This is a genomic window from Rathayibacter sp. AY1F9 (assembly GCF_002932155.1).
GTDB lineage: Bacteria > Actinomycetota > Actinomycetes > Actinomycetales > Microbacteriaceae > Rathayibacter.
Window position 1 is genome coordinate 1 of sequence record NZ_PSVA01000046.1, and the last position, 5,325, is coordinate 5,325.

Sequence of the window (5,325 nt, forward strand, 5' to 3'; positions counted from 1 at the left end):
GCGCGGCGCACCCCCGACACGATCGCCATCCGCGTCGGCGAGCAGGCCGTCGACTACGCGACCCTCTGGCGGCAGACCCGTGCCTACGCCGGAGCCCTGCGCGCCCAGGGGATCGGACCGGGCGACCGCGTGGCCCTGCTGGTCCCGAACGTCCCCGACTTCCCCCGCGGCTACTTCGCCGTCCTCGCGCTCGGCGCCGTGGTGGTCCCCGTGCACGCCCTGCTCAAGCACGACGAGATCGCCTACGTCCTGCGCGACTCCGGAGCCGTCGCGCTCGTGTGCGCCGCTCCGCTGCTCGCCGAGGGGGCCGCCGGAGCGGACCTCGCCGACGTTCCCGTGCTGAGCGTGATGGTGCCCGACGGCACCGCCTCGCCCCTCCCGCGCCTGGAGGACCTCGCCGCGGAGGCGACCCCGATCGACGGCTACGTGCCCCGCTCCCCCTCCGACACGGCGACGATCCTCTACACCAGCGGCACCACCGGCCGTCCGAAGGGGGCGGAGGGGACGCACTTCGCGATCGTCTCGCAGTCGGACGTGCTGCTGATGAACACGTTCGACCTGCACCGCGGCGACGTGGTGCTCGGGGCGCTGCCGCTCTTCCACACCTTCGGGCAGGTCTGCGCGATGAACACGGCCTTCCGCACCGCCGCGACGGTCGTCCTGGTGCCGAAGTTCGACGGCGACGCCGCGCTCGAGGCGATGATCGCCCACGGCTGCACGGTCTTCGAGGGCGTGCCCACGATGTACGTCGCCCTGCTCGACGCCGCGACCCGGCGCGAGGACCGGCCGCCGCTGCGCTACGCGGTCTCGGGAGGCGCCGCCCTGCCCGTCGCCGTGATCGAGCGCTTCCGCGAGGTGTTCGGCGTCGAGATCTACGAGGGCTACGGGCTCACCGAGACCTCCCCGGTCGCCACCTTCAACCACGTCGGAGTCCCGCCGCGGCCGGGCACGGTCGGCACGCCGATCTGGGGCGTCGAGGTCGAGGTCGCCCGCCCCGACGTGACCGACCGCGTCGAGCTGCTCCCCCGGGGCGAGCTCGGCGAGATCGTGGTGCGCGGGCACAACCTGATGAAGGGGTACCTCGGCAACCCGGCGGCGACCGCGGAGGCGGTGATCGACGGCTGGTTCCGCACCGGCGACCTGGGCACGAAGGACGAGGAGGACTACATCCGCATCCTCGACCGCACGAAGGACATGATCATCCGCAACGGCTACAACGTGTACCCGCGCGAGGTCGAGGAGGTGCTGATCGGGCACCCGGCCGTGCAGAACGCGGCGGTCTTCGGGATCCCGGACGAGCGCCACGGCCAGGAGGTGATGGCCGCGGTGATCCTCGCCCCGTCGGCGACCGCCACCGCGGAGGAGCTGATCGCCTACGCGAACGAGCACCTCGCCGCCTTCAAGTTCCCCCGCCGCGTCGAGTTCGTCGACGCCCTCCCGCTCGGGCCCAGCGGCAAGATCCTCAAGCGGGAGCTCGTCGCGCGCTACGCCGGCTGACCCCTTTCGCGAGATGCCACTCGGGTGAGCCCGCCACGGCGTGCCTCCCACTCGAGTGGAATCTCGCGGACGGCGACCAGAGGGCACACGGGAAGGGACGGACGTCAGCCGAGCAGGGACCAGACGGTCCCGGCGAGGACGGTGCCGACCGCGGCGCCCGCTAGGACCTGAGCGGGGGTGTGCGCACCGAGGCGCACCCGCGACCAGAGCACCCAGAGGACGATGGGCACGCTGATCAGCAGGGAGAGCGGTCCGTAGGCGATCAGCACGACGACGGCGCAGGTGGCGACCACCGCCGCGTGCCCGGACAGCTTCCAGACCAGGTTGACCACGCCGACGGCGAGCACCACGGCCACCGTCACCACGCCGAACGTGGTCACCGCGGCAGGAGCGCCGAGCGCGGCGAGCAGCACCAGTCCGGCCGCGATCGACACCAGCGCCAGCGCGATCGGCAGCGCCCGCTCGCGCCGGTCGGGCACGTGATGGTCGCCGTGGATCCGGCCGGTGCGCATCAGCAGGCGGATGACGAGGTAGGGCACCACCCCGACGAAGAGAGCTGCGAGCGCTCCCCAGGCGACACCGAGCAGGGGCGGATCCGCGACGCGCGCGCCGACCACGACCGGCACGAGCACCGCGAGGACCGCCGGGGAGAACGCCTCCGTCGCGAGCCGCGCGGCCGCCGATCCGGCCGCCACCGGACTAGATCTTCTCGATCGGCGCGACCTTGATCAGCAGCTTCTTCGCGCCCACCTGGTCGAAGAGCACGTGTGCGACGCGCTTCGAGCCCTCGCCCGTCACCGCGTTCACGCGCCCCTCACCGAAGTCGGTGTGCCGGATGCGGTCGCCCGCGATCAGCTCGAGGTCGCCGTTGTCGCGCACCATGCCGGTGATCCGGTTCGGGAACTCGCCCTTGGCCTTCGGCGCCGCGGCGAGCGCTTCCCGGAACTCGGTGTTCGATCGCGACTTGCCGAAGCCGGGCCGCTGAGCGTTCAGGGCCCGGGGCTGCGTGCCGCCGCGCGAGGTCGCCGCGCCGGGCGACTGGCGCCACTGGATCAGCTCTCCCGGGATCTCCTGCAGGAACCGGCTCGGCATCGCGACCGACGTCTCGCCGTACTGCGCGCGGGTCATCGCGAGCGAGAGGTAGAGGCGCTTGCGGGCCCGGGTGATCCCCACGTAGAACAGCCGCCGCTCCTCGGCCGGGCCGCCGGGCTCGTTCGCCGAGATGCGGTGCGGGAGCAGGTCCTCCTCGATGCCGGTGAGGAACACGGCGTCGTACTCGAGGCCCTTCGCCGTGTGCAGCGTCATCAGCGAGACGGTGCCGGAGTCGTCGTCGAGGTCGTCGGCCGCGGCGACCAGCGAGACCTCGGTGAGGAAGTCCACGAGCCCGCCGTCCGGGTTGTTGCGCGCGAACTCCTTGGTGACGGCGATGAGCTCGTCGACGTTCTCGGCGCGGGCCTCGTCCTGCGGGTCGCGGCTGGCGCGGAGCATGTCGAGGTAGCCGCTGCGGGTGAGGAGCGCCGTCAGCACCTCGTGCACCTTCGCCTCGCCGCCCTCCCGTGCGGGGTCGAGCATCAGCGCGCACTCGTCGAGGAGGGTCGCGAGGTCGACGATCGCCTTCGTCACCTTCGGGCCCATCCCGAGCGAGCCGGCGTTGCGCATCGCCTCCCGCAGGGTCACCGCGTTGGTGTCGGCGAACGACTGCAGCTGCGCCTCCGTCGCGGGGCCGATGCCCCGCTTCGGAGTGTTCATGATGCGCCGCAGCGCCAGCACGTCGGCCGGGTTCGCCACCGTGATCAGGTACGCCAGTGCGTCCTTGATCTCGGCGCGCTCGTAGAACTTCGTGCCGCCCAGGATCCGGTAGGGCAGCGCGGAGCGGATGAAGATCTCCTCCAGCGCGCGGGTCTGCGCGTTGGTGCGGTAGAAGACCGCGATCTCGTCGTAGCCGGTGCCCGCCGCGTGCAGGCGGGCGATCTCGTCGACCACGAACTGCGCCTCGTCGTGACCCGAGTACCCGGTGTAGCCGACGATCTTCTCCCCGTCGCCGCTGGAGGACCAGAGGTTCTTCGCGCGACGGTCGAAGTTGTTCGAGATGACGGCGTTGGCCGCCGAGAGGATGTTCTGCGTCGAGCGGTAGTTCTGCTCGAGCAGGATCACGCGGCAGCCCGGGAAGTCGCGCTCGAACTCGACGATGTTGCGGATGTCGGCGCCGCGGAACGCGTAGATGGACTGGTCCGAGTCGCCGACGACGGTGAGCGAGGCCCCCGGGATGGAGCCGTCGGCCGTGACCGGTCCGCGGTAGGGGCGGTCGAACTGCGCCGCGGCCATCGTCGCCGGCGGCACGGGCCGGGTCAGCTCGTGGATCAGCGAGTACTGGGCGTGGTTCGTGTCCTGGTACTCGTCGACCAGCACGTGGCGGAAGCGCCGCTGGTACTTCGCGGCGACGTGCGGGAAGGCGCGGAAGAGGTAGACGGTCTGCGCGATCAGGTCGTCGAAGTCGAACGCGTTCGCCCCCTCGAGCGCCCGCGAGTAGGCCCGGAAGACCTGGAGGAACATCTCCTCGTTCGGGTCGCTGAGGTTCGCGGTGCGGGCGTAGGAGTCGACGTCGGCGAGCTCGTTCTTGAGCTTGGAGATCTTCGCGGAGGCGCTCGCGACGGTGATCCCGAGCGAGTCGGCCTCGAGGTCCTTCACGATGCGCTTGAGCAGGGCGCGCTGATCGCCCGAGTCGTAGATCGTGAACGACTTGGTCATGCCGAAGTTCTCGGCCTCGCGGCGCAGGATCCGCACGCACGCGGAGTGGAAGGTCGAGATCCACATCCCCTCGGCGCTCTGCCCCACCAGCTTCTCGACGCGCTCGCGCATCTCGGCCGCGGCCTTGTTGGTGAACGTGATCGCGAGGATCTGGCTCGGCCAGGCCTCGCCGTTGCCCAGGAGGCTCGCGATGCGCCGGGTGAGGACGCTGGTCTTGCCCGAGCCCGCACCCGCGACGATGAGCAGCGCGTCTCCGCGGTACTCGACCGCCTCGCGCTGCTGGGGGTTCAGCCCCGCGACGAGCTGCTCGTGCGCCGGGTCGGTGCGGGGCGCGTCCCCGGGGCCGCCGGGGGGGCCGACGATGACCGGGGTGGCGCGGGAGTCGCTCGGATCGAAGAGGAAGCTCATGTCCCTCCGAGTGTAGATCGCCCCTCCGACACCGGGAGCGGTCAGGCGGTCCGCTGACGCGGCGCGGGCGAGGTGAGTGCCCCACCGACGTCCAGTCCGCGCCACGCGAGGGAGAAGCCGAGCACGGCGAGCGCCGACGTCGACACCGCCAGGAGCTGCAGGAGCGCGAAGGCGGTGAGGTCCTTCGTGTCGTCGGGGTAGTACTGGATGCCCTGGACGGCGAGAGCCGCGAGCAGCAGCACCACGATCACCGAGCACACCAGGAGCAACCGGTTCACCCCGCGCCGCGCGGGCCTCTTCGGCGCTCGGCCCACCTGGGCCCTGGTGGTCAGCCACGCGCAGGCGGCGGAGGCGGAGGCGAGCGCGACGAGGTCGGCCCCGAGGACGTCGCTCGCCCGGTGCCAGGAGGCGGCCATCGTCAGGTTGCCGACCAGCACCACGACCGCGCCGCCCAGCGCGAGCACGACGGTCCGCGCGCGCCCGGGGACGACCATCGCCAGGGCGAACACCACCGAGACGGCCGCCGCGGTGTGCCCGCTCGGGAAGCTGCCGCCGGTGTACCAGGAGTCGGTGTCGACCAGCTCGGGCCGCTCGAGGACCACGTTCTTGAGCAGCTGGGTGAGCCCGGCCGTGACGACGATCGAGCCGACGGAGGCGACGGCCAGCGCCGGG

General features: G+C 71.8%; 4 protein-coding genes. 1 reads left to right on the top strand and 3 read right to left on the bottom strand.

Annotated elements, in window-relative coordinates; translation table 11 throughout:
• The coding region (locus C5C37_RS16850) for a long-chain fatty acid--CoA ligase (protein WP_104339330.1) at positions 1-1,497 on the top strand (1,497 nt) is incomplete at its 5' end.
• Positions 1,498-1,601: 104 nt separating this feature from the next.
• On the opposite strand, the gene C5C37_RS16855 is transcribed toward C5C37_RS16850, so the two are convergent.
• From C5C37_RS16855 to C5C37_RS16865, 3 genes are all read right to left on the bottom strand, one after another.
• Positions 1,602-2,192 carry a phosphatase PAP2 family protein gene (locus tag C5C37_RS16855; RefSeq protein ID WP_104263482.1) on the bottom strand — a complete coding sequence of 197 codons (591 nt, stop codon included), beginning with the start codon at positions 2,190-2,192 and terminating at the stop codon, positions 1,602-1,604.
• 4 nt (positions 2,193-2,196) lie between these two features.
• Positions 2,197-4,653, bottom strand: coding sequence for an ATP-dependent helicase (locus C5C37_RS16860; protein ID WP_104261607.1), 2,457 nt, complete (start codon positions 4,651-4,653; stop codon positions 2,197-2,199).
• Positions 4,654-4,694: 41 nt separating this feature from the next.
• On the bottom strand, positions 4,695-5,325 hold a 631-nt coding region (locus tag C5C37_RS16865; protein WP_104339331.1), incomplete at its 5' end, for a phosphatase PAP2 family protein.

Bases quoted from the DNA above. Each gene is read 5' to 3' on its own strand.
- C5C37_RS16860 (WP_104261607.1), bottom strand. From the start codon at position 4,653: ATGAGCTTCCTCTTCGATCCGAGCGACTCCCGCGCCACCCCGGTCATC.